The sequence below is a fragment of the Collinsella sp. AM36-4AA genome (assembly GCF_003467795.1).
GTDB lineage: Bacteria > Actinomycetota > Coriobacteriia > Coriobacteriales > Coriobacteriaceae > Collinsella.
Genome location: NZ_QSHS01000058.1, coordinates 1 through 1,582, shown reverse-complemented (window position 1 = coordinate 1,582; position 1,582 = coordinate 1). Strand labels below are relative to the sequence as shown.

Below are 1,582 nucleotides of genomic sequence, written 5' to 3'. Positions count from 1 at the left end.
GCGCAACGCGTTGCGCTGAGTCCTGAGTCGCGAATCCGGGTAGGCAACCCCAGAGGGGCCGGAATCCCCCGGCCCGCGATGGAGGGAGGCCGAAATGTCCAGACCGAAACCGTCCGGAAGGTCGTACGGGAGGCTCACGAGGCACGAGAGGAACACGGTCGAGAGGATGCTCGACCTCAACCGCAGCGCCCGCGAGATCGCCGCGGAGCTCGGCAGGTCGCCATCGACCGTGACCAGGGAGGTGGCGGCGCACCGCTACGTCACAGCGCCGCGCTCGCGCTACGGCGAACCCGCTCCCGCGGACCTGTCGGGGGCCTGCCCCAGGCTCTCGGCGTGGCCGAGGTGCTGCAACGGCTGCTCGCACAGGAGGGGCTACGGCTGCTCGAGGAGGCCCAAGGTGTTCTACAGCGCCAGGAGGGCGCAGGAGGCGGCCGACGCCGAGCTCTCGGGCAGCAGGTCCGGGATCGACGAGACCGAGGAGGGCGCCGCCGCCAAGCTCGCGGCCATCCGGGACGGGCTCGCGCGCGGGCTCTCCCCGCAGCAGATAGCGGCGACGACCCCCGGGCTCAGCGCCTCCACCGTCTACCGGTGGGTGGACGCCGGCTACGACGGCATGACGAACATGGAGCTCAGGCGCAAGGTCGGCTACAGGCCGAGGTCGCGCCGGGCCCCGGGGAGGGCGACGTCGCACTCGGCGCGCAGGTCGCACGCGTCGTTCCTCGCGCTCGGCGAGGACGCCTGCGCCGCGGCCTGGGAGATGGACACCGTCGAGGGCGCCAGGGGCGACTCCGCCAGGCTCCTCACGCTCCTGCACCGCCCGAGCCGCTTCCAGCTGGCGCTGCCGCTGCCGGACGGCACGTGCGCCTCGGTCCTGGCGGCGCTCTCCTCCCTGCGCGGGGTCCTCGGCGAGGACGGCGCGAGGCGCGCCTTCGGCGCCGTGCTCACCGACAACGGGAGCGAGTTCGCCGACGAGGGCGCCATCGCGGAGCTGCTCGGCGAGCGGGACGGCGAGACCAGGCTCTTCTACTGCGACCCCCGGCAGAGCCAGCAGAAGGGCGCGTGCGAGAAGAACCACGTCGAGATCAGGAAGCTGCTGCCCAAGGGCGCCGGCGTCAGGTTCGACCGGCTGGAGGCGGCGGACTGCGCGCTGCTCATGTCGCAGGTGAACTCCGAGCCGAGGGGGGCGCTCGGGTTCCTGACGCCGGCGCGCGTGCTGCGGATGGCCCTCGGCGAGGACGCCTCCGCCCTCATGGACGCGTTCGGGATAGAGGAGCTGGCGCCCGGCGAGCTCGACCTCACGCCCGGCTGCATCGACAGGGCCAGGGCCGCGAGGGGCGAGGGGCCGCTGGCGGGATAGGCGGCGGGCCGGGACATGGGCCGGAGGGCCCGTTGCGCTGAGTCCGGAACGGCTGCGCGGCGGGCTGGCGGAGCATGCGGCGGCGGCATGGGGGCACCGGCCTCCACAGCCTCTCCACCTGCGGAAACGGGGCGGCGGCCAGGTGCCGGGAGCTATTTCCGCGTTGCGCTAGCTGCGGAAACGCGGGGTCCGTTCAGGCTGTTGCGTTGAGATTGAAAATCAACC

1 protein-coding gene is annotated in these 1,582 nt (G+C 73.1%); it reads left to right on the top strand.

Features of this window, described 5'->3' with window-relative positions:
- Window positions 1-94 precede the first annotated feature (94 nt).
- A complete protein-coding gene (locus tag DW850_RS10045; RefSeq protein WP_117786970.1) occupies window positions 95-1,357 on the top strand; it encodes an IS30 family transposase in 1,263 nt (420 codons plus the stop codon).
- Window positions 1,358-1,582 lie beyond the last annotated feature (225 nt).

Bases quoted from the DNA above. Each gene is read 5' to 3' on its own strand.
- DW850_RS10045 (WP_117786970.1), top strand. From the start codon at position 95: ATGTCCAGACCGAAACCGTCCGGAAGGTCGTACGGGAGGCTCACGAGG.